The 21641-nt window shown below is 37.0% G+C and carries 22 protein-coding genes; 13 read left to right on the top strand and 9 right to left on the bottom strand.

The genetic code is table 11. The annotated features are described in order from the left end of the window. Positions 1 to 205: 205 nt before the first annotated feature. The 4 genes from AB1H92_RS06335 to ytaF all read left to right on the top strand — a co-directional run bounded on the left by AB1H92_RS06335 (position 206) and on the right by ytaF (position 6213). Complete coding sequence (locus AB1H92_RS06335; protein WP_115361400.1) at positions 206 to 508, top strand: hypothetical protein; 303 nt, start codon at positions 206 to 208, stop codon at positions 506 to 508. A 199-nt stretch (positions 509 to 707) separates the two neighbouring features. After that, a complete protein-coding gene (locus AB1H92_RS06340) occupies positions 708 to 4565 on the top strand; it encodes an ATP-binding protein (protein ID WP_115361398.1) in 3858 nt (1285 codons plus the stop codon). A 4-nt stretch (positions 4566 to 4569) separates the two neighbouring features. Continuing rightward, positions 4570 to 5331, top strand: coding sequence for a hypothetical protein (locus tag AB1H92_RS06345; RefSeq protein WP_115361396.1), 762 nt, complete (start codon positions 4570 to 4572; stop codon positions 5329 to 5331). A 249-nt stretch (positions 5332 to 5580) separates the two neighbouring features. After that, complete coding sequence (gene ytaF, locus AB1H92_RS06350; RefSeq protein WP_115364091.1) at positions 5581 to 6213, top strand: sporulation membrane protein YtaF; 633 nt, start codon at positions 5581 to 5583, stop codon at positions 6211 to 6213. Positions 6214 to 6345: 132 nt separating this feature from the next. Here the strand turns inward: ytaF and AB1H92_RS06355 are convergent, their stop codons facing one another. After that, on the bottom strand, positions 6346 to 6648 hold the full coding sequence (locus AB1H92_RS06355; protein ID WP_115361394.1) for a YunC family protein: 303 nt from the start codon (positions 6646 to 6648) through the stop codon (positions 6346 to 6348). Between the two features lie 137 nt (positions 6649 to 6785). On the opposite strand from AB1H92_RS06355, the gene AB1H92_RS06360 reads away from it, so the two are divergent. Together AB1H92_RS06360 and AB1H92_RS06365 are read left to right on the top strand one after the other, a co-directional pair. Beyond that, positions 6786 to 7253, top strand: a complete 468-nt coding sequence (locus tag AB1H92_RS06360; protein ID WP_115361392.1) for a low molecular weight protein-tyrosine-phosphatase — start codon at positions 6786 to 6788, stop codon at positions 7251 to 7253. Positions 7254 to 7307: 54 nt separating this feature from the next. After that, entirely contained in the window at positions 7308 to 7505 is a 198-nt protein-coding gene (locus AB1H92_RS06365) for a hypothetical protein (protein ID WP_115361390.1), read from the top strand. A 52-nt stretch (positions 7506 to 7557) separates the two neighbouring features. Here AB1H92_RS06365 and AB1H92_RS06370 read toward each other — a convergent pair whose 3' ends face one another. The 3 genes from AB1H92_RS06370 to AB1H92_RS06380 are packed head-to-tail and all read right to left on the bottom strand — an operon-like array spanning position 7558 to position 9797. Beyond that, positions 7558 to 8382, bottom strand: coding sequence for a MetQ/NlpA family ABC transporter substrate-binding protein (locus AB1H92_RS06370; RefSeq protein ID WP_115361388.1), 825 nt, complete (start codon positions 8380 to 8382; stop codon positions 7558 to 7560). Between the two features lie 15 nt (positions 8383 to 8397). Then, complete coding sequence (locus AB1H92_RS06375) at positions 8398 to 9060, bottom strand: methionine ABC transporter permease (RefSeq protein WP_172481045.1); 663 nt, start codon at positions 9058 to 9060, stop codon at positions 8398 to 8400. Next, the gene (locus tag AB1H92_RS06380; protein ID WP_115361384.1) at positions 9060 to 9797 is read right to left on the bottom strand and encodes a methionine ABC transporter ATP-binding protein; all 738 of its coding nucleotides are present in this window, start codon (positions 9795 to 9797) and stop codon (positions 9060 to 9062) included. The genes AB1H92_RS06375 and AB1H92_RS06380 overlap by 1 nt, the downstream gene beginning before the upstream one ends. Positions 9798 to 10440: 643 nt before the next feature. Here AB1H92_RS06380 and AB1H92_RS06385 point away from each other — a divergent pair. From AB1H92_RS06385 to cyoE, 5 genes are all read left to right on the top strand, one after another. Then, a complete protein-coding gene (locus AB1H92_RS06385) occupies positions 10441 to 11649 on the top strand; it encodes a glycine betaine/L-proline ABC transporter ATP-binding protein (RefSeq protein WP_115361382.1) in 1209 nt (402 codons plus the stop codon). Beyond that, positions 11646 to 12473 carry a proline/glycine betaine ABC transporter permease gene (locus tag AB1H92_RS06390; protein ID WP_115361381.1) on the top strand — a complete coding sequence of 276 codons (828 nt, stop codon included), beginning with the start codon at positions 11646 to 11648 and terminating at the stop codon, positions 12471 to 12473. The genes AB1H92_RS06385 and AB1H92_RS06390 overlap by 4 nt, the downstream gene beginning before the upstream one ends. 15 nt (positions 12474 to 12488) lie before the next feature. Continuing rightward, positions 12489 to 13373, top strand: a complete 885-nt coding sequence (locus tag AB1H92_RS06395) for a glycine betaine ABC transporter substrate-binding protein (protein WP_341785911.1) — start codon at positions 12489 to 12491, stop codon at positions 13371 to 13373. Between the two features lie 513 nt (positions 13374 to 13886). Beyond that, positions 13887 to 14222: a YolD-like family protein gene (locus AB1H92_RS06400; protein ID WP_115361377.1), complete on the top strand. Its 336-nt coding sequence runs from the start codon at positions 13887 to 13889 to the stop codon at positions 14220 to 14222. A gap of 247 nt (positions 14223 to 14469) precedes the next feature. Beyond that, positions 14470 to 15411, top strand: a complete 942-nt coding sequence (gene cyoE, locus AB1H92_RS06405) for a heme o synthase (protein WP_115361375.1) — start codon at positions 14470 to 14472, stop codon at positions 15409 to 15411. Between the two features lie 123 nt (positions 15412 to 15534). Here the strand turns inward: cyoE and AB1H92_RS06410 are convergent, their stop codons facing one another. Both AB1H92_RS06410 and AB1H92_RS06415 read right to left on the bottom strand, forming a co-directional pair. Continuing rightward, entirely contained in the window at positions 15535 to 17019 is a 1485-nt protein-coding gene (locus tag AB1H92_RS06410) for a catalase (RefSeq protein ID WP_115361373.1), read from the bottom strand. Between the two features lie 906 nt (positions 17020 to 17925). Further along, positions 17926 to 18555, bottom strand: coding sequence for a glycerol-3-phosphate acyltransferase (locus AB1H92_RS06415; RefSeq protein WP_115361371.1), 630 nt, complete (start codon positions 18553 to 18555; stop codon positions 17926 to 17928). Positions 18556 to 18777: 222 nt separating this feature from the next. Between AB1H92_RS06415 and AB1H92_RS06420 the strand changes: the two genes are divergently transcribed. Both AB1H92_RS06420 and AB1H92_RS06425 read left to right on the top strand, forming a co-directional pair. Further along, positions 18778 to 19218 carry a DUF948 domain-containing protein gene (locus AB1H92_RS06420; protein WP_115361369.1) on the top strand — a complete coding sequence of 147 codons (441 nt, stop codon included), beginning with the start codon at positions 18778 to 18780 and terminating at the stop codon, positions 19216 to 19218. Positions 19219 to 19231: 13 nt separating this feature from the next. Continuing rightward, the gene (locus tag AB1H92_RS06425) at positions 19232 to 19684 is read left to right on the top strand and encodes a DUF948 domain-containing protein (RefSeq protein WP_115361367.1); all 453 of its coding nucleotides are present in this window, start codon (positions 19232 to 19234) and stop codon (positions 19682 to 19684) included. A gap of 131 nt (positions 19685 to 19815) precedes the next feature. Here AB1H92_RS06425 and AB1H92_RS06430 read toward each other — a convergent pair whose 3' ends face one another. From AB1H92_RS06430 to AB1H92_RS06440, 3 genes are read right to left on the bottom strand one after another with little or no spacing between them, the layout of a single operon-like run. Beyond that, on the bottom strand, positions 19816 to 20262 hold the full coding sequence (locus AB1H92_RS06430) for a DUF948 domain-containing protein (protein ID WP_115361365.1): 447 nt from the start codon (positions 20260 to 20262) through the stop codon (positions 19816 to 19818). Positions 20263 to 20302: 40 nt separating this feature from the next. Beyond that, positions 20303 to 20797: a DUF948 domain-containing protein gene (locus AB1H92_RS06435; protein WP_115361363.1), complete on the bottom strand. Its 495-nt coding sequence runs from the start codon at positions 20795 to 20797 to the stop codon at positions 20303 to 20305. A gap of 44 nt (positions 20798 to 20841) precedes the next feature. Further along, a complete protein-coding gene (locus tag AB1H92_RS06440) occupies positions 20842 to 21594 on the bottom strand; it encodes an arylamine N-acetyltransferase (protein ID WP_115361361.1) in 753 nt (250 codons plus the stop codon). Between the last annotated feature and the right edge of the window lie 47 nt (positions 21595 to 21641).

Below are 21641 nucleotides of genomic sequence, written 5' to 3' on the forward strand. Positions count from 1 at the left end.
AAACTAAAGGTTTTCGATTGGAAAGGTGTTGACGAGGAGATGAATGGCTCATTCACTCCTCTATTTTAATTTGTAATAAGAAATTTACATGGGATAAGCTAACTTTAATGGTGGTACTCCAATATTCCGTTGTTTTTTTCGTTGAATAATCGTGGTAGAATGGGGACAGAAATTGAAATTTAGGTCTCGTTAAGGGTGAAGCAGGATGATATATACAACTGGATTTGTCACAATGCTTACAAACGCAAAGTCTAAGCGGTTGGACAATTTTAAAAGCGATACGCTCACACTCGAATTTATGGAAGATGTGATTGACGACGCTTCATTAAAAATAAGATATCGTTACACAGCATTTTTACCAAGAAGTTATGAATGTCAGACATTAGAAGATTATACGGGGAAAATTAAGCCATTCATTCAAAAACAAGTCCCAAGTATGATTGTCAGTTTACAGGTTACACATTTGAATTATGTAAGCGAACGCGCAAAGCGAAAATTTGGGAGATAGGATAGTGTTAATCTATCGTAATTGGAAAAGTTATGAACTGTGTTAATGGGTTTCGAGTAATACACCTTCCGCATGTTCCCACAAATCTTTAGGTATGGTATACTGTGTAAGTCTAAAAAAATATGAGCTTAAGGGCAGCAATCTGCTGCTCTTTTTACTATTTATATAAGCAATTAAAGCGAATGAAAGGAAGGCATATATGCAAGTAAAAACGAATACGAATATCCGTGATACGATGCAATGTGCCCTCGATATTACGGCGAATGCGCGTAATGGAATGTTGAAATGGTTTAATAGTGAACAAGATTTATTTGCATCACAACAAAGTTTTCATGTATTTATCGAAAAGAGACCGGAAAATCGTCAGGGGAATATATCCTTTTCTATTTTCTTTGATCCAAATCAAAATGAAAATATAGCGAATCATTTAAACAATCGAGTTGCGGTGATGGATTGCGTCATTAAAAATGAAGGCTTTTTAGCGACGGGTTTCCATGTTCGTGGTAAAAGGGAGCCTGTTGCAACTAATAGACGATTCAAAGCAAATTTAAAGTTTGTTTTGAATCGTCGAATGGCTGCTCAAATCCCCATAGAACTTTATACGGCACTGCGCGAATTGCCGATAGCAGATGAACGTTCGGAGTATGTGAAGAAAAGAATCGCGAGTTGGGAAGGGTATTTACGAATTCAAGAGTTGAATGCGGACGTAGAAGATGTAAATACGACATTTACTGCCCCGCGATTTAGTGAAGATTTTAGCAAAATACAAATTACTTGCCCTGGACTTCAAGGAAAAGCTTTGCGGGCGTTGAATGGATTTAGTGCGAATATAACTGGGCTTTCCGGAGATGTTGGCAATGTTATACAAGTGAAGCCTTCGAAAAAAATGGTTGAGATTGAATTAACGCCTACCTATAAAAATAGGGCAAGGCGACAGGATTTGAATATTCATTCATTTCGAGAAGTCAAATTCAGTAATTTTGCCGAATTAAGTCAAGTGCGCCGTCTCCGAAAAGGATTTAAAGATTTACAAGACGGATTAGCTGCGAATGCCAATTTAGAAAAAGTTCTTTTTGAAGAACGACCTGTTGTTAGGATTTCAAAAGAAAAGAAAGATCTAGTGTTTCATAATCGACTAAATAAGTTTCAGCGTGAAGCTGTGACGGGTGCGATGACAGCAAATGATTTATATGTCATCCAAGGCCCACCTGGAACGGGGAAAACGACAGTTATTTCCGAAATTTGTTACCAAAATGCGAAAGCAGGACTGCGGACACTCGTTGCTTCACAGGCAAATTTAGCTGTAGATAATGCGCTTGGAAGACTGTTAGATGACCAAGATATTCGAATTTTACGTTACGGCCGTACGGAAAGCATTGAAGAAGAAGGCAAGAAGTTTATTGAGGAAAACGTTGCACTGCATTGGAAAGAACAAACGATGCAAGCATTAAAACGAGAATTGCAGCAGCACAAAGAGAAATCGGAACAACTGAAACAGGATTGTTTAAATTATGAACAACAGTTGGCGACCTACAAAGACGCGAATAAATTTATTGAAGCGAAAATTATCGAAAAAGAACAAGTGCAAGTTGAACATGAAGCGCTCTTATCAACGTTGGAACAATTAAACAAAGTAGAAATTAGTTTGAACGAAGAACTAGAAAAGTTGGTGGAAGAACAGCAACATCTAGAAAAAAATCGCCAGCAGTTACAAGAAAAGGTTGAACGACTAGAAGAACAAATTCAGTTGCATGAAATGCATGCAGAAGAAAAAGCGATAATGGAAATTGTTGAAAATGAAATCATTGAAGTTCAACAAAAAATTGACTATAGGACAATGCATGAGCAACAATTTCAGCTAGAGCAAGAATTGGTTTTATTACAAGAAGAGAAATCTTCAAATGATGAACGGTTACAGCAATTTGAACAATTTCTAGAAGAGTCAATGTTTATCTTAAAATTGGATGACTTTCAAAAATGCTTGTTAAAGTTTCGAATCGATGTGCCATCTGTGACGCATACAAAAATAACAGAATTACAGCATCTGATTTTGAAAATAAAAGAAAGTTTATCAAGAAATACATATGATGTCTGGAATTCACTTGAACAACGTTTGGATAAAGCCATTCCTATGCTAGAAAATATCTTGCGGGAACAAGGCTTTTTAACGCAAGCCGGTCAAAGAACATTTCAAGGACAAAATCGTTCACCAGAAGAAGTTCATGCATTTTTAGATCGAATGGGACGTTTCTTAGTTGCACCGCAAATGAAACAGCTTCTAGTAACGAGAAACTACTCCGCTGAAAAATATGATGCTTTAGAGAAATTAGCTTCTGCCTATACATTTTTAAAACAACAAAAACAACACGCTCGCATGCAGTATGCGTATATTGAACAACAAAAAACAATGATTGAACAATCGAAACAACTTTTTAAAATGATAAAAAAAGAAACAATCGAAGCGGTTAATCGTTCAACGAATGAAGTAATGAAACGTTTGGAAATGATTGCTGAAAAATCAACTGAATTGCTAGCGAAGCAAGCTGAGTTAAAAGAACAGTATGAAGCTTTACCAAAACAAAATTTGATCACGAAGCATTCTATTGCAGAATTAATTGAGTCACTCGAACAGCTAAAAGAGCGCTCATCGGCATACAAACAAAAGCGACAAGCCTATCATGCGTATCAATCAGAATTTGAAAACAACCAAAAGACGGTTATTGAACTGACCGAAGCTATTGTTAAAAATACGGATATGCAAGAGGAAAAGCAACAAGGAATCGAGCAAATCAAGGAAAAGTTGATTCAAAATGAGAGCAGTCGAACTGCACTACAAGATGTTTTGCAATCCGAGCCAGAAAAAGAACAAGAATTGATTTTGAAAAATCTGGAAGACTGTAAAGAGAAAATCGAAGCAATAAAAGTCGAACAAGAACAGCTGCCCATGAAAGAAGCTTTGCAACAACAATGGCTTTCGATGTTAGAAAATGCAACGGACTATGACTTAGACGAAATTAAAAAACTTTATATTCAACATGCGAACGTCATTGGAACAACTTGTGTTGCCTCGGCAAGACGAGATTTTATGGAAGATTATCCAACTTTTGACGTAGTCATTATTGACGAAGTGTCGAAAGCTACACCTCCTGAATTACTATTACCGATGCTGAAAGGGAAGAAAATTATTTTAGTAGGCGACCATCACCAATTACCGCCACTAATGGGGCAAGAAACGCTTGAAGAATTTCTTGAGGAAAGTACGGATGCTAAGGAAAAGAAAGAGCTTGAACAATTATTAAAAGAATCATTATTTGAGCGGTTGTTTAGAACATTGCCAAAGCAAAATAAAACGATGCTTGGCATTCAATATCGAATGCACGAAAAAATAATGGACACAATCACGCCATTTTACAAAGAAGGCGACTATGCCTTACAATGCGGCCTAGAAAACTCAGATGTGGATAGGGATCATTTACTAGAATCGCGTCATTATAATCGTAACAAACATCTCTTATGGTTTGATGTTCCGAATGAAAAACCGTTTTTTGAAGACCGTGTAAAAGGTGGGACAAGTCGCTTTAATGAAGCGGAACTATCCATGATTCGTACGTTATTAACCGATTTAAATGAAGCAACTAATGAAGCAATTCAAGCGGGTAGAATAAAATCGGGTGCGAAGAAAAATGTCGGTGTAATTAGTTTTTATGGTGAACAAGTGAAAAGAATTGATCTTTTAATTCATCATGAATTAAATTTACCTCATCTACATTGCAGAACCGGTTCCGTTGACAAATTTCAAGGGATGGAAATGGATGTCATTATTTTAAGTTTCGTTCGAAATCATGATCATCCAGGTGGAGATATCGGTTTCGCGAAAGATTACCGACGCTTAAATGTTGCCTTATCACGTGCCAGGGAATTACTGATGATTGTCGGAAGTGCAGATATGTTTACAAAACGTCCGAAGAATTTGCATACGCGAAAGATGTTTGAGCGGTTACTCAATCATGTACAGGAACAAGAAGGGTATAAGCAATTACAGACAGAGGTGAACTGATTAGATGAACGAATTGAAAAATCGCTTAACGAGAGAGCTCCAGCAAGACCTTCAAGTGAAAATTCTACATTCTCAATACTGGAATTTGCCGATTCACCCATTGAAAGTTGATTTTGAGACAGTGCGCCAGACGAAAATGGATGTTTTAATGAAAATGTTGCTGATCGCTTTTCGGGAGTCTGATTTTAAAGATATCAATCAGTTAAGTGATGTTCTTTTAGTAGAGCCGCTTTTCATTCAAAACATCGTAAATAAAATGCTACGGGCGGGTCTGATTGAAAAGCGTGAACAAATTTTTACGTTGACAAATAAAGGAGTTGAACAGTTAAAAACAGAGACCTTCGTCGAGCAACCGGAAAATTGTACAGAAAAACTTTTATATAGTCCGTGTCATGGAATGGTTTTGCAGGGGGAGCTTGAAGATCCTAATCATGAACAATTCGATGAGTATCGTTTATATGATCATTATTCGGATTGGGATGTTGATATTCTTGAAATAAGTATCATTCATAAGTCACTACAAGGATTTCTTCCTGTAGAAGAAACGCCACATGTCCAAACAGTGATTGCTGAAATTAATTCGGTTGCACCGCTCGCGATTGATTTTTTACCTTGTCTAGAATTTCAACTTTACAATCAGGAGAAAGACATTTTTTACGCACGTATCTGGAATACATTATTGGCCGAGTGGGATGAAACACTCGAAGGGCAAATTAATGCACACGACCGACAAGAATGGCGTGAAAAATATAAAGGGAAGATTTGATCAGACATCCGAAATCATTTTCTAGCAACCTGTAAATCATCTATTGGGATAATATATTTAATGAAAAAATCGCTATTCGCAAAAGAATGGCGATTTTTTATTCGTTACCAAGTTGATCTATCATACTACTTTCATTCGATTAGCAATAGGCACTATAAATTAAAAAAAGTTCATCATATTGTTTTAGATACCAATCACCGATTACCACTTCTCGCAATATAATAAAAAAATAAGAGGTGTTATGCTGTGGTGATTTGGATAGCGATTTTAGCTTTTGCAATTTCGTCTAGTATTGATAATTTAGGTGTCGGTATGTCATATGGGATTCAGAAAGTACAAATTAGTGCAAAACAAAATCTGTTAATTGCTACAATTTGTTTTTTGTTTAGCATGGGGGGCATTTACCTTGGCATTTGGATTTTCACAATTATCCCAGGTATGCTACCAGTCATTTTGGGTGCTGTTTTGTTATTTATCATTGGGATTCGTATCATTCTTTTAGCGAAGCCTAAGCATCATGAACAGCCCGAAGTGAATGAACAAGAAACAGGGCTTAAAGGGATTTTAAAAAACCCTGAAGTTGTTGGGGATAGTGGGGGCAAAAGTATTGGCTGGATAGAATCGATTGTTCTTGGGGTTGCGTTATCTGCCAACGCATTGACGAATGGGATTGGTGCAGGGCTTATCGGGTTGTCTCCTTTAGCCATATCGATCACAGCTGCTATCGGAAGTTTTTTTAGTGTTTGGATTGGTGTGAAAATAGGTAGCAAAGTAGCTGACATACGTATTGGTGCATTTACGCTTGGACAATTCGGTACGTTATTAAGTGGTGTTATTTTGTTGGTTATTGCAGTTGTTGCTTTTTCAAATATTTACAATTAAACAAGAGGATTCAACCAGGATAATAATAGAGGTAAAACAAAACATAAGCGAACCATTCCTTCAAATAAGAATGGTTCGCTTATTTATTTTTTCTGAACAAATGCTTATAGAGTAAATTGTAATACATTCTACTTAAATCATAGCAAGCAATGCATCCCGACCAATGGTTCCTTTTGTAATGCCAAGGTTCTCGGCTTCATACGTGACAGATTCTAGTGGTGCTTCTAGCAACTCTTCAATCGTTTTCACACCGACAGCCCGACCAGCAATTACTTTCCGATCTTTTAATTTTTCATTTAATAAAGCGACGTCAAGTGCGCCACACATAATATAGCCGATTTCATTCGTAATCATAAGCAGGTTCGTTTTTGGTAATTCCACAGAGATGCTTAGAAATGTGTGGTCTGCAATCGTAATAGGTTGTAAACTAATCATTTTATCACTCCTCTTATCTTCTACTTACACATTATGTAGAAAGAAGCGAAAGCGTGTCATTTGCTGCCAGAGGTTGGAGAGATAGCTTAATATGATACACTAACTATACACTTCAATAAAAGAAAGGGAGATAGTTCATGATTCAAGTTTTATTTGTCTGTCTTGGAAATATTTGTCGTTCACCCATGGCAGAAGCGGTTTTTCGACAGCAAATTAAAGAAGAAAACTTAGAAGATAAAATCACCGTAGATTCTGCTGGCACAAGTAATTGGCATATTGGGAAACGTCCCCATGAAGGGACATTAGCGAAACTTGAAGAATTAAATATTCCTGCAGAAGGAATGGTAGGGCGTCAACTTGCTGTAGAGGACTTAGAGAAATTCGATTATATTGTGGGAATGGATGAGAGTAATATTAGAAATATCCGGTCGATGTTGGATGAGCCAGAGCATCCCAAAATCTTCCGCTTCCTCGATTTAACAGACCATCATAAAGATGTGCCTGATCCATATTACACAGGAGATTTTGATGAAACTTACGAGCTAGTGAAAGAAGGTTGTCAAGCTTTATTGGAAAAGATAAAAGAAGAGCATCAACTGGCCTGAGGTTGGATTCAGTAACCGAAATAAATGACAATAGTCAAGGACGGCGTTTAGCGGATGAAGAAAGCAGTTATGATTCTTTTATTGATGATATTAATGGGGTGTCAGTCACAATCGGAATTTATTTATTGGACAGATGTAACGGAAAATCAAATTCAACGTTTAAATGATGCAAAATTAAAGTATGAAGTACGGGACGGACAGGTTTGGATTAAGGAGTCCGACATGTTTAAGGTAGTTACCTGTTGTTCTTAAGCTGTAATAAATAAAGGAGCTAAAACCAATATGGTTATAGCTCCTTTTATCATCATTCAGATGCAGTCATATAAGTGTCTGAAAAGTTTTCCTCGATAAATTTAGCAATTTCAGGTCCTGCCATATGTTTCGCAAGTTTTTGGATTGCTTCGTCATTCGCATTGTCTTCACGTGCGACGACTACGATTGGGAAGTCTGATTCACCTTCATCAATTAATGAATCATTTTTAGGTGTTAATCCAAGTGGCTCTGCGTAAGCAGGAAGCATAGTGACTAAGTCAACATCGTCAATTGTACGGGCAAGCATAAGTAGGTCAACTTCTGTAATTTTAAGGTTTTTTGGATTATCTACAATGTCTTTTTGCGTTGCTGTTAATCCAACATCCTCTTTTAGCGTGATAAGACCGCCTTTTTCAAGCAATAATAAAGCACGCGCCAAGTTAGAAGAATCGTTTGGCACTGCAACTTCGGCGCCTTCAGGTAATTCATCAACATGATTGTATTTATTCGAATAAGCGCCTAGCATGGCATGATAAACAGGTTGTACAACGACAAGGTTTGCATTATGGGCTTCATTAAACTGCTCCATATATGGTGGATGCTGGAAAAAGTTTGCATCGACTTCTTTATCTTTTAGTGCTTGGTTTGGCTGTACGTTATCTCCTAAAATCACAATTTCCATATCGACACCGTCTTCTTTTAGTGCAGGTTTAACCGCTTCTAACATATCCGTCATTGGCGGAATCAGGGAAGCAACTTTAATCTTGACAACGTCATCTGATGCAGCCCCGTCCGTAGTTTCGTTTGTCTCTTTTGCTGAGTTACATGCTGCAAGAAACAACATTGTGGCAAATAATATTGTGAGTAATCTTTTCATTTTAATAGCTCCTTTTTAAGAACGTTTATCTAGTTTTTTAGAGACTGTCGTGCCTGTAACTTGAATGATTTGAACAAGAATAACCATCATGATAATGGTAAAAGTCATTAATTCCGTCTCAAATCGTTGGTAACCGTATCGAATGGCGAAATCTCCAACGCCTCCTCCACCTACTATCCCCATTACTGTAGAATAAGAGACAAAACTTATTGTAGCAGTCGTTAGACCGAAAATGAGGCCTGAACGTGCTTCTCGGTATAGAAATTTGAAGATAATTTGCGTTTTCGTAGCACCCATTGAAATTGCGGCTTCGATGATCCCTTTAGGTACGTCTAGTAGAGATTGTTCAACCAGTCTTGCATAATAAGCAATAGCAATAATGGACAGTGGAACCGTCGCAGCAGTCGTACCAATTGCTGTTCCAACAACTAATCGTGTAAAAGGGATTAAAAAGACGACAAGCAGTAAAAATGGAAATGAACGTACAATATTGACAAAGGTATCTAAAATTGAAAATAGCAATTTATTCTCATATAAATTTCCTTTCCTACTTAAATACAAGTACGTTCCGAGCGGCAAACCGATGAGTATGGCGGCAAGAATTGAAATGCCGACCATAATAAACGTTTGCCAAATCGCAAGCCAAATTTCTGGTTGGTAAGCGATGATTTTCTCCATTATTTCTTCACCACCGCTAATTTTCTTAAATCTTCTATGTATTGGTCCTCTTTTTGTATAATGCCTTCGGGTTGAATCGCAAAACTGTCAATGAGTTGTCCATTTTTCATAATGGAGACTCGTTCACAAATGCTTTTTATGACATCCATTCCATGCGTAACGATAACAATCGTGACACCTAATGTTTGATTAATATGGTGTAGTACTTGAAGTACTTCTAGCGTCGTTTCCGGATCGAGTGATGAAGTTGGTTCGTCACATAAGAGAACAGCAGGGTGATTCGCTAATGCACGCGCAATGGCAACTCTTTGTTTTTGACCTCCGCTTAATTCAGCGGGATAAGCATCGTGTTTATCAGCAATGCCTACAAATTGCAGACATTCCTTTACGCGTTTCTTTCTTTCGGTTTTTTTGACGCCAACTAGTTCAAGTGGCATTTCTACATTTTCAGCAACAGTACGATTGAGGACTAATTGAAATTGTTGGAAAATCATCCCGATACGCTGTCTCGCTTTACGTAATTCATGAACCGTGAGTGAAGTTAAGTTTTGGTCACCTACACGTACTGTCCCTTTATCGGGTCTCTCTAAAAGATTCATCATTCGAATTAATGTAGATTTCCCAGCACCACTTGTTCCAACAATGCCATGAATTTCTCCTTTAAGAATTGTTAACGATAAAGGACGGACAGCTTTAATGTCCCCGAATGATTTCTCAACATCTATAAGCTCAATCATCTTTAAAATCTCCTTTCTACCACCCAATACTATACCACGAAAAGTATTGAGGGAAAACAGTCATGCTTAAATAATGGAAAAGTAATGAAAATTTCTTTGTGAAAGAAGATTGAATTATAAGCCTTAGTAATGAATTATCCCTTACATTTTAATAAAAGAGCTTGACGAATTATAGGGGGTAATATAATCTTAATATTATTTATATTTCAATAGTGGTGAAATAGTATGTTAGGAAATCCCGTTACTTACCCCATGTTACCGCGGGTAATGTGATCGCGAGTAAACTAATTGCTTGTAAAAAGTTCCGACTCTAAATAGCCCAATGTCCAATGTAGCGTTTCTCTTTAGCAACTGTCGATTAGGTCCTTAGCAAGTGATATCTTTGGTAAGAAATTTATTTGAGATTACCTACTAAAATCTCACGATAATATCACGTAATTTCGGATAAATTTGATAACAAAGTGATTACAAGGTATAATAGATTAGTCCTTTCTTAATTTATGGGGATTGTAATCGATTGCAAACGGAGAAGGGTTACTCTTAAGCTGTCTGTCACGAAGTAAAATCTATATATCGATTAAAATAAATTGTGTATATAATGTCCTACACAATTTTTTGATATTATTTGAAAAGGAGAAGATTTATGGAAAAGATTGAAATTAAAAACTTGACAAAAATATTTGGTGCTCAACCTGAAAAAGCGTTAACGTTGCTGAATAATGGCGACTCTAAAGATGATATTTTAGAGAAGACAGGGATGACAGTAGGCGTTAACAAAGCTTCCTTTACAGTGAAATCCGGCGAAGTTTTCGTGATTATGGGACTATCCGGAAGTGGAAAATCAACATTAATTCGACTTGTGAATCGTTTAATTGAACCGACAAGTGGTGAAGTCATTATTGATGGCGAAAACTTAACGAATATGGATGAAAAATCACTTATTGAAACGAGAAGAACAAAACTTGGAATGGTGTTTCAAAACTTTGGCTTGTTGCCACATCGTTCTGTCTTAAGCAACGTAGCATATGGATTGGAAATTCAAAATGTTGATAAAGCTGAACGAGAAGCTAGAGCGCTGAAAGTAATCGAAGATGTCGGTTTGAAAGGCTATGAAAATAGTTTTCCGAGAGAGTTAAGCGGTGGAATGCAACAAAGAGTTGGCATTGCGAGAGCGCTTACGAATGATCCAGATATATTGTTAATGGACGAAGCGTTCAGTGCACTTGACCCAATTATTCGTAAGGAAATGCAAGACGAATTAATTAATCTCCAAAGTAGACTAGGAAAAACGATTCTTTTTATTACACATGATTTAGATGAGGCATTAAGGCTTGGTGACCGAATTGCGATTATGAAAGAGGGAGAAATCGTTCAAATTGGAACATCAGAAGAGATTTTAGAAAATCCAGCAGATGAATATGTTTCCAAGTTCGTACAAGATGTAGACCGCTCCAAAGTTTTGAAAGCATCCCACATCATGGAATTCCCTCATAAAATTGCAAATCCGAATGACAATATAGAGACAGTTTTACATAAGATGGAGAAATTAGGCAGAGCAAGCATTTTTGTTGCTGATGATGAGCGTAATTATCAAGGTTTAATTACAATTGATACTGCTTTAAAAGCAAGTAAAGAGGACATGCCCATTGATCATTTAATTGTTAAAGACTCGGTACGTATTGTCCCTTCAAATACTCCATTGAGTGAACTGATTGACGTTGCAGTCGAAACTAAATATCCGATAGCGGTCGTTGAAAGCGGAAAGCTGTTAGGGAGTATCTCTCGTACAGCGATACTTTCAGGACTCGTCCTTGGAAAAGAGAAAAATGAGGATGAGGTGACAGTAGAATGAATTATTTTCACTTTCCGTTAGAAGAATGGACAAACCGCTTTGTTAATGATTGGCTCCTGCCAAACATGAGTGGCTTTTTTGATAAAATCAGCTCGCTACTGAGTGCGCTTGTTGACGGTGTCACGTATTTATTAACAGTGGTTCCGGCAGAAATTATCGTATTAATCCTGCTGTTTTTATCTTGGAAATTTGCAGGTAAGGGAATGGCTTTATTTACATTAATTGGTACGATATTCATAGGATCAGTCGATCTTTGGGTTGAAGCAATGCAAACATTTTCAATCGTTATTGTATCAACATTCATTTCGATAATTATAGGGGTTCCAGTCGGGATTCTTACTGCATTAAATCGAACGATGGACAGTATCGTTCGTCCAATTTTAGATTTCATGCAAACATTACCTAGTTTTGTTTACTTAATTCCTGCGATTTTACTATTCGGATTAGGAAATGTACCCGCAGTAATTGCGACATTTATTTTCGCAGCACCTCCTGCAGTTCGTATGACAGCATTAGGGATTAGACAAGTTCCGAATGATGTCATTGAAGCTTCGAAAGCTTTCGGGACGACTTCAAAACAGTTATTGTTTAAAGTTCAAGTTCCATTAGCGATGCCAACAATCATGGCAGGTGTTAACCAATCGATTATGCTAGCGTTATCGATGGCGGTTGTTGCTTCTATGATTGGTGCGCCAGGACTTGGAACGACAGTCCTAACAGGGATTTCAACGGTCAACGTTGGCCTAGGATTGACAGGTGGATTAGCAATTGTTGTCCTCGCTATTTTACTAGATAGAATAACCCAGAAATTGGGTCAAAAATAAAATATTATAGGAGAGATGACTGTGAAAAGATTTTTAATGGGAATGATGGCTGTACTTGTTTTGGTAGTACTGGCTGCTTGTTCAGGCGATACAATAGATGAAGGAAATGAAGGTGCATCAACTGACAAGAAAGATCAAACAATTAAGTTTGGTGTAACTCCATGGACGAGCACAGTTCCACCTACAAAAATTGCTAAGTTAGTTTTAGAAGATATGGGCTACAAAGTTGAGGAAACGAATGCTGATGTAAGTAGTATTTATATTGGCTTATCACGTGGAGACTTAAACGTTTATATGGATTCATGGTTCCCAACGCACCAGATCCATTTGGATAAGTATGAAGGAAAAGTTGAAGATACAGCGATTAGTTATTCTGACGCTCGTTCGGGATTAATTGTCCCAACATATATGGAAGACATTAATAAGATTGAGGATTTAGTCGGTAAAGAGGATTTATTTGAAAATAAGATTTTTGGTGTTGAGCCAGGTGGTAATGCCGCAAAAATCATTGATGAGCTAATTGAAGGATATGGCTTAGATATGGAACAAGTAAATTCATCTGAAGGTGGTATGCTTGCACAAGCAATTCGTTTAATTGAACAGGAAAAACCTGTTGTGTTTTACGGCTGGCGTCCACATACAATGTTCAACAAACTTGATATTAAAGTAATCGATGATTCAAAAGGCTACTTCAGTAACCCTGAAATCCATGTTATGACGAACGCTGGATTGAAAGAGGAGGCACCGGAAGCCTATGAATTCTTGAGCAACTGGAGTATTTCTATTGATGATGTGGAAGAAATGATTGTTGCAATAGAAGATGGCGGAGATCCAGAAGAAGTTGCACGTGAGTGGATTGATAATAACCAAGATAAAGTAAATGAAATGATTGGAAAATAAAAAGATTAAAACTCGGCATCCATCGCCGAGTTTTTTCTTGCGTATAAATAAGGGAGTTATGTTTCTAAACAATGGATTATCTTTTGCCGGATCACTTTCAAACCTATTGCATATGCATCGCGTATGTAATGGAGGAGAAGACGATTATAATAGACGAATGCGAGAAAGACTGTGGAGCAAAATTCCGCAGTTTTTTATTATGTTAAAAGATAGAATGTCGAAAATTTTTATCAATAAACGCTTGAAAAGAGAACGTACATTCCTTATAATGAAAATATAGGAGGGAACGAGTGTGCGGTTTAAATTGGTACAGTCAATGCAAAATGCGTCAATAATCGAAATGATTTATCAGGCAAGAGATGGTGTCGTTAGTAAAAGGAAGGTTCAGGTTCTTCATGTAAACAAAGATACTTTTCAAGCGTATTGTCATTTACGAAAATGCAGACGAACTTTTAAAATTGATAATGTGCTGGCACTTGCTCCAATTTTCCGCTACGAAAGCCTGGTGATTTAGTGGATAAGATTCGTGATCGTGGTACAAAAAAGTGGACGGCGATGATGTTGCCTGAGCATGTTGAATTGTTAAGAGGTTGGTTAGCCGAAGATCATTACGTTGAAAGACCAGCGTATGAAGAGTGGGAACTTGAATTGCTCCAAGACGAAATTCAACTGGCGGAAGCATCCAAAAGTATTGTACACATTCAAACTTGGAAGGAAGGCGTTGTCACTTCTTATCAAGGGAAAATTATTGAACTTAATATTGAATCAAGGCAAATTATTTTGCAAGATCCATTTAGTATCGAACGATTAAAAGTAGATGACATTATCAAAGTCCAATCCATTACCTAGCAGATGACCTATAGTTGCAATCTATATCTGAAAATAATGCATACGTTAAACAGTCACGATTTCAATAAAATCTCTTGAAAATGTCAACAAAATTCGACTGTTTTCTTCCAATAAAACAGTCGAATTGTTACGTCTTTATGTTATTTGTCGCATTTCTTTGTCTTACTCGTAAAGAACTAGTAAAATAAAGTTAAGTATGCCATAATAGTTTATTGAAAGAGTAGGCATTTTTTGAGGAGAATGATATATGACTAAAAATGCGATAGTTTCTCAAGAGAAAGTTGAACATACTTCTTTTTCTAGTGAGAGGAATCTATCTAGCCTATTTATGGACTTGAAATCATTATTAAAAGGGATTGTATTAATCGCAAATGTACTGCCTGTTATTACAGGGTTTTGGCTAGCCATTTATTTTACAAACTCATCTTTTTCAGACCAAAGGAGTTTGTTTTTATTAACAATGATAGGAAGTACGTTTGTAATGGCGGGTGCGCTAGTTTTAAACAACTGGTATGAAGTAGACTTGGATCGTGAAATGGAACGGACAAAAAAACGACCAACTGTCACCGGCAACTTTTCATTGAAAACAGTATTAACAATGGGCATCGTGTTTTCAATTATTGGGTTCGTTGTATTATATTTTACTACAATGGAAGCGGTTATTTATGCGTTTATTGGTTGGTTTACATATGTCGTCATGTATACGATGTGGATGAAAAGGAAGTATACGTTAAATACAGTGATGGGTAGTATTTCTGGAGCCGTCACGCCGCTTATTGGGTGGGCTGCGTTAGCACCGAGTTATCATTATGTACCTATCGTTCTAGCTTTACTTTTATTTATTTGGCAAATGCCGCATACATTCGCAATTGCCATGAGAAGGCATGATGAATATAAAGCAGCTGGTGTTGCGATGCTACCGGTAGTACGCGGTTTTGATTTTACGAAGCGCCAAATTATTATTTACGTAACTTGTTTATTACCATTGCCATTCTTTTTAACCTCTCTTGGGACTATTTTTGTAGTGATTGCGACGATTTTAAATGTCGTTTGGATTTTACTAAGCATCGGTGGATTTTTTACAAATAGTGATACAAAGTGGGCGAGAGCATTATTTCTCTATTCAGTGAACTACTTGGCGATTTTATTTATTTTAATGATCATTGTGACATTACCTATTTTTGCATAAATTACTAGGAAACGTTTCTTTCAATTGGAAGAGACGTTTTTTTAATTGAATCAAAGAGAAGGGGAATAATAGATAAGAAAAAAGGGGAACAAAAAGCAGCTGAAATGCTGCTTTTTGTTTGAATTATTCTAATCCACCTGCTGCTTCTACTTCGCTCCAAGGAATTTGGAGGGCTTCTGCAACGCCTTGACCGTATGCAGGGTCTGCTTTATAGCAGTGGGCAATATGACGAAGTTTAATATGTTTATCAGCAGGTGCTATATCAGCTGCAGTATTTAAGAATAATGCTTCTTTTTGTTCGTCATTCATTAAATTGAACAATTTACCTGGTTGTTCAAAATAGTTGTCATCATCTTCGGCAAAGTCCCAACGATCAGCCGCACCGTAAATATCTAGTGGGGGTTCTTTGTAGTCAGGCTGTGCATCCCACTCACCATAAGTGTTTGGCTCGTAATGAAGTGTGCTTCCTAAGTTTCCATCAACTCTCATTGCACCGTCACGGTGGAAACTATGAACAGGGCAACGTGGTTGGTTAACTGGAATCTGATGGTGGTTTACACCTAAACGGTAACGTTGTGCATCTCCATATGAAAATAGACGGCCTTGTAGCATTCTATCTGGAGAGAAGCTAATACCAGGAACAACGTTTGCAGGTGTGAATGCTGCTTGTTCAACTTCTGCAAAGTAGTTATCAGGATTTCTGTTCAGTTCGAATTCACCAACTTCAATGAGTGGGAAATCTTTTTTATACCAAACTTTTGTTAAGTCAAATGGGTTATAAGGCATTTTTAAAGCTTCTTCCTCTGTCATCACTTGAATATATAATTTCCATTTCGGGAAATTACCTTCTTCAATCGATTCATAAAGGTCGCGCTGATGGCTCTCGCGGTCTACACCTACTATTTCAGCAGCTTCTTTATTTGTTAAATTTTCAATTCCTTGTTGAGTACGGAAGTGGAATTTCACCCAAACGCGCTCATTGTCTGCATTAATCATGCTGAATGTATGACTTCCAAAACCGTGCATTGTTCTATAGGATTTTGGAATCCCACGTTCGCTCATGACGATTGTTATTTGATGAAGTGCTTCAGGAAGTGAAGTCCAGAAATCCCAGTTATTGTTTGCGCTTCGCATATTCGTACGCGGGCATCGTTTTACTGCGTGATTTAAGTCAGGGAAGTGAAGTGGATCTCTGAAGAAGAATACCGGTGTATTATTTCCAACAACGTCCCAGTTACCTTCCTCTGTATAAAATCTTAATGCAAAGCCACGAATATCTCTCTCTGCATCTGCTGCTCCACGTTCACCAGCAACTGTTGAAAAGCGAGCAAACATCTCAGTTTTCTTCCCAACTTCCGAGAAGATTTTCGCGCGTGTATATTGAGTAATGTCATTTGTGACTGTAAATGTTCCGTAAGCACCTGACCCTTTTGCGTGCATACGACGCTCTGGAATGACTTCACGGTCAAAGTGAGCCATTTTTTCTAAGAACCATACATCTTGGAGAAGCATCGGCCCTCTTGGACCAGCGGTCATTGAATTGTGGTTGTCGACAACAGGTGCGCCTGCCGCTGTAGTAAATCTTCTTTTGTTGTTTTTGTTCGTCATTAATAATCACTCCTAAATAATAATGTTAATTACATGATAATAATAACAAATAATGGGGGTACGATTCTAGTGAAATGCTTTACTACAAAAATAAATTGTTAATTAAAATGAATAAAAAGTTATGAAACTAGCAAGTACAAAATTCTACTAAGTGTAATACTAAAAGAAAATAATATAACTAGAATCCGCATTATGAAAGTACATGTTGTGCAGCTGTGTAAAATATAGAATTTATTGAATTGAATTAATTATTGCATGCAATTGTGAAGAATCAATGATGTGAGGGGATTCGATAAAATAGTTAGTCATAAACACTATCAGAGGTCGGAAAGTAATTGAAAATATGAATACTATAATTGAGAAAACAAACATTTAATGATGGTAGATATAATGTAGGAATATTCTGATCAATATAATTGTAAAGGATAAGGTTCATTTAGTCGAGTGACGGTTGAATTTGAAATACAAAGTTGGGAACGCCTGTACATGAAAAGTCCTTTTCTTTCCATGAAACAATCTCATCATGCTTGGTAACAATTAATACGGTTGAACATTTCGTACCACCAATTCTAATTTAATCTCCCTTACATTTCTAAATCTGGTCAGGCTAATAATCGATAGATAACCTCCCTAAAAGTGAGCCGTTGCAGTAGGGTGTGCATAAAAATCATCACGATTCGTTTGCGACAATCAATTCGGGTGTTTATGATTATGACTATTATTTAAACAGAACTTTTATGCCTCCTTACTGCGACAGCGGGATTAAGATTAGATGTTGGGGGGGCTATTCGGATACCAAATCATTTTCATGGAGTTGAGAGCATTAAATTTGAATGGGAAGCACTCAAACTTTTTCAGCCTATGAGCGTGTCCTATCATAAAAAGACCGAGTGAATGTACTCGGTCTTATTTGGATTTACGAAAAACAGCAGAAACTCGTTTTTCTTCACCAACTTTCATTCGCTTGAAATTTTCCATATGTTTGTATAACGCAATGATAAGTAGAATGACAGAAATAAGCACCGTCCATAAGCTTGAAAACTTCCAAATTGCAATTACAATGAGCGAAAGGTAGAGGGTGAAGACGCCGAAAACAATAAAGTCAGTCACCAGCGTAGCGATAATAAATATGGCGAGTGCAATCAAGCCTAGCCCCCAATGAAGTGCGAGCAGTACACCAATAATGGTAGCAGTCCCTTTGCCTCCATTGAATTTCATGTAGAATGGAAATACATGCCCTAAAATAACCGCTGCTCCTGCACTAAATATAAAAGTGACGAGAATCTCTGGAGAAATTGTGTTCCAGTTTAATGTGTAACGCAGCAAGATAATCGTTAATGCACCTTTTCCGATATCAATGGCCGCGACGAGTGCCCCGTATTTTTTTCCTAAGACAATCGTGGCATTCGAAGCACCTGCATTTTTTACACCTGTATCCTTTAAATTTACACCAGAAAGCTTCTGGGCAACGATAGAGCCGTGCAAACAACCGATTAAATAACTTAATATAAGAATTACAAAAAGCAAAAGAAACATGAATTTTCCTCGTTTCAACTGTAATTCAAGCTTATTGTTATTTTAGCAGAAAATTGTAGCCGAAAGATAAAATTTTTAGGGCTATTTAATACTTACTGAAAGTTTATGTGATATGTTTTATAATGGTGAGTCGCCAAAAGACAAAAATACATAATTTGTAATGGAAATGTTTATTAAAGTTTAAGAATGTGGTATATGATAGAGAGGAGGAGGGATGATTAAATGCCGTTTATTTCAATTGCGACGTTTATCGTGACAATCGGTTTTGCACTTGTTTGTATTTATATTGCCAGATTACTTCTTCGTGTTGCAGGTCTTATAAAGTCAATTGGACAAACAATCGATGAAGTGGAACGCCAATTAGATCATACAGTTTTGGAAGCCGAACAACTTATTTTAGGCATTGAACGAACAGCTACTGACGTGGGAGAAAAGTTACAAGCTACAACAGGCATTTTCACTTCAGTACAAGAGGTGGGCAAAGCTACTTCACTCATGAGTGAAGAGTTTAAAAACAGAACAAAAAGTTATGGACAAGACAGAGAACTGCTCGGAACGAAACCTTTTATACGATCCATCCAATGGGGAGAATACGCATCCGTATTATTTAAAGCTTGGCATCGTGGAAAAAAGGTTGGGCTTCAGACAAAGCAACAGAAATGAAAAGAGGGATACTATGGACTTAACAGGGATTGGTGTATTGTTAATCGGAATTGCTATTTTAATACTAGCCATTTTCTTCGCGCGAATTTTAAATAATATCGCTTCTATTTTAGGCGGTGTAGATAAGACCGTTGAACAACTCCCGAAACAATTAGACAATATGTTTGATGAAACAGGGAAATTATTAAGCAATAGTAATAATACATTATCAGATGTCAATGAAAAGTTAGGTACATTAACGCCGCTTTTTCATGTCGTTGGAGATGTAGGAGAGTCGACACGTCGTTTATCTTCCAAGTTGGTTGATGTATCGAAATCAACAAAAAGTAAATTAGACACGGCTGATCCAACCGAACAAAAGACAAAACTCGGTGGCCTTTACGGTTCTACAGCACTTGGCTTCTATTTATTCCGTAAGCGTAAAGAATCGAAGCAAAATGATGGTTGGAAAAAGTACCAGTCATAAAAGAATCGCTCATACGACGGTTGAAAAGATAGAAAGAGAAGATGAAAACAGTCTACAATAAAACAAAAAAAGAAGGGGGGAGTTTATAAAAACTCTCTCCTTCTTTTTTGTATAAATAATGGTTCGAAGCTTCAATGTTTTAATTGTTTGCTAAAGTTTTTTAGGGCATCACTTTTTTGTGAGAGATAGAAAACAAAAGAGAGGACACCGTAAAGTCCTTCATATTTTTTTCGACTTGAAACGGATTGTTCTTCCGTCGTATTTTCTTTTAATGCGGCAGTTTTATTCAACCATTGTAAGGAGACCTGTCTAGCAGCTTCACTGGCATCTCCAATGACTTGAAAAAATGGATGCATCGTATTCATTTGTTGATTCACATTTTCTAACGTTGTATTTACTTGTTTGAATGTATCATGTGCTTGAGTGGCTCCGTCGTCTAACATTTTAGGAAGACGGTCTGTCGTTTGTCGTGCGCTTTCTAAAACTGTCGCTAATTTCATAAGAGGTTTAATGAGTATAAGTACAAGTATAAGCAGTGCAATACCTATAATAAGAACACCAATTCCGAGCCAATCCATATGTACACCTCCAATAATTTACTTGATTAATTATCAGTATCTATTCGTGATACTCTAATTTCTTTTGCGGTTCGGGTAATTTTTTGTGATTATTGTCTGACTTTCCATTTGATGATTGTCTCTTTGTATTTTCTTTTTTAAATCCGTAATAGATACGAGCAATGGTCTCGGTCACAACACTTGCTTGTTCCATAATTTTTCGCTCTTTTTCAGGAGGATTTGCAACTTTTTGTGCAATGTCCTGGAAAGACGCATCTAAGTGACGAGTCGTCTGTTCTAAATCTTTAGCACTTTTGGAAAGTTGTTCGAATGCTTGTAGTTTTTGCTCAGCATCTTCAGCAATATGATTCGTTTTTTCGAGTAATCCGTTTGCTTTTTCAGTAACATAGGTTACTTTAGTTTCCACTCTACTTACTGTTTGTTTGACATCATCCATTGTTTTTTTAGCGCTTTTATAAGTAATGATGACAAAGATTGCAATAATGACTAACGCTAGCGCAGCAATTGCAGCACTTGCATAGAGTAAAAAGTTCATCTAGCGCTCACCTCCATTTTACTTCTCTTTATTTTGTACCACATTTACACTTTTTTCAAACTAAGTGAAAAAATGTTTTTTAATGTAAATTCTTTTTCTTCGGGAGAAAGCTCCGTCTTCTCTGTTACACCATTTACGACTTTGGTCAAAGTGTGATCTTGAAGGGTAATTCGGCCTGTCTCAGTAGCTATTGCAACAATGTCAGTGTGGGTAAATGTTGAGTCTTTTGAAACTTGGTTAAATACGCAGCCTTCATGAAAATCAACCAACTCTTTTTTTACGTTGCTAAATCGATACAATGTTCGGTTAACACCGTCAGCTTCACGAATTAAATCAAACGTAGTTTCAGTCTGTTGCACGATCTTGTAAGTTTCTCCAACATCCGTTTTCGTCATACCGTGTAATGGAATGGGTCTTCGAGGTGTTGTAGCACCGAATCCGACATCGACTAGATAAGGCTTATCTAAATAGACTAGGATTGCAGCATGGGTGTCTGCTTTTGCCCATTCACCATTTGGTCTTAATACTGTCGCGCTAATTAAATGAGCTGTATACCCAAGATCTGTTAATAAAGAATGAAAGAGACCATTTAATTCATAGCAATAACCACCGCGATTCTCTTCAACAATTTTCTTATAAATTGTTTCGAAGTTTAAGTAGATGGGCACGTTTCGGATGACATCTAAATTTTCGAACGGTACGTTCTGCAAATGCAGTTTTTGTAGAGTAGCCAAACTGTTAAAAGACGGTTTTTCAAGAAGTGCGTTAATCCTTTTTAAATATTGCCCCGTATTCATTTTTACACCCCCTCATAATCATACCTTAATTAATCGGAAGATGAAAT

This window comes from Sporosarcina pasteurii (genome assembly GCF_041295575.1).
Lineage (GTDB): Bacteria > Bacillota > Bacilli > Bacillales_A > Planococcaceae > Sporosarcina > Sporosarcina pasteurii.

Coding starts and splice junctions, on each gene's coding strand:
- AB1H92_RS06335 (WP_115361400.1), top strand. CDS start 206: ATGATATATACAACTGGATTTGTCACAATGCTTACAAACGCAAAGTCT.
- AB1H92_RS06340 (WP_115361398.1), top strand. CDS start 708: ATGCAAGTAAAAACGAATACGAATATCCGTGATACGATGCAATGTGCC.
- AB1H92_RS06345 (WP_115361396.1), top strand. CDS start 4,570: ATGAACGAATTGAAAAATCGCTTAACGAGAGAGCTCCAGCAAGACCTT.
- AB1H92_RS06355 (WP_115361394.1), bottom strand. CDS start 6,648: ATGATTAGTTTACAACCTATTACGATTGCAGACCACACATTTCTAAGC.
- AB1H92_RS06360 (WP_115361392.1), top strand. CDS start 6,786: ATGATTCAAGTTTTATTTGTCTGTCTTGGAAATATTTGTCGTTCACCC.
- AB1H92_RS06365 (WP_115361390.1), top strand. CDS start 7,308: ATGAAGAAAGCAGTTATGATTCTTTTATTGATGATATTAATGGGGTGT.
- AB1H92_RS06370 (WP_115361388.1), bottom strand. CDS start 8,382: ATGAAAAGATTACTCACAATATTATTTGCCACAATGTTGTTTCTTGCA.
- AB1H92_RS06375 (WP_172481045.1), bottom strand. CDS start 9,060: ATGGAGAAAATCATCGCTTACCAACCAGAAATTTGGCTTGCGATTTGG.
- AB1H92_RS06380 (WP_115361384.1), bottom strand. CDS start 9,797: ATGATTGAGCTTATAGATGTTGAGAAATCATTCGGGGACATTAAAGCT.
- AB1H92_RS06385 (WP_115361382.1), top strand. CDS start 10,441: ATGGAAAAGATTGAAATTAAAAACTTGACAAAAATATTTGGTGCTCAA.
- AB1H92_RS06390 (WP_115361381.1), top strand. CDS start 11,646: ATGAATTATTTTCACTTTCCGTTAGAAGAATGGACAAACCGCTTTGTT.
- AB1H92_RS06395 (WP_341785911.1), top strand. CDS start 12,489: ATGACTGTGAAAAGATTTTTAATGGGAATGATGGCTGTACTTGTTTTG.
- cyoE (WP_115361375.1), top strand. CDS start 14,470: ATGACTAAAAATGCGATAGTTTCTCAAGAGAAAGTTGAACATACTTCT.
- AB1H92_RS06410 (WP_115361373.1), bottom strand. CDS start 17,019: ATGACGAACAAAAACAACAAAAGAAGATTTACTACAGCGGCAGGCGCA.
- AB1H92_RS06415 (WP_115361371.1), bottom strand. CDS start 18,555: ATGTTTCTTTTGCTTTTTGTAATTCTTATATTAAGTTATTTAATCGGT.
- AB1H92_RS06420 (WP_115361369.1), top strand. CDS start 18,778: ATGCCGTTTATTTCAATTGCGACGTTTATCGTGACAATCGGTTTTGCA.
- AB1H92_RS06425 (WP_115361367.1), top strand. CDS start 19,232: ATGGACTTAACAGGGATTGGTGTATTGTTAATCGGAATTGCTATTTTA.
- AB1H92_RS06430 (WP_115361365.1), bottom strand. CDS start 20,262: ATGGATTGGCTCGGAATTGGTGTTCTTATTATAGGTATTGCACTGCTT.
- AB1H92_RS06435 (WP_115361363.1), bottom strand. CDS start 20,797: ATGAACTTTTTACTCTATGCAAGTGCTGCAATTGCTGCGCTAGCGTTA.
- AB1H92_RS06440 (WP_115361361.1), bottom strand. CDS start 21,594: ATGAATACGGGGCAATATTTAAAAAGGATTAACGCACTTCTTGAAAAA.